Annotated in this window: 1 pseudogene; it reads left to right on the forward strand. The window is 56.3% G+C overall.

From position 1 onward, the window contains the following. A pseudogene (locus HBA93_RS24090) lies at positions 1–229 on the forward strand (Y-family DNA polymerase); the annotation flags it as partial.

Raw genomic sequence — 229 nt, forward strand, 5'->3', positions numbered from 1 at the left:
CTTCGGCTCGGATCTTCGCGCAACGGTGCAACGCTGGACTGGCATTCCTACATGTGTCGGAATTGGACAGACAAAGACACTTGCGAAGCTCGCAAACCACGTTGCCAAGAAAAACTCTGACCTTGGCGGCGTTTGTGACCTGACCAATGAGCATGACCGCGCCGCCTGGCTCGATCGTATCGAGGTTGGCGAAGTGTGGGGTATTGGGGCGGCTTCGGAACGTAAGCTT

This window comes from Ochrobactrum sp. SFR4 (assembly GCF_019730395.1).
GTDB lineage: Bacteria > Pseudomonadota > Alphaproteobacteria > Rhizobiales > Rhizobiaceae > Pseudochrobactrum.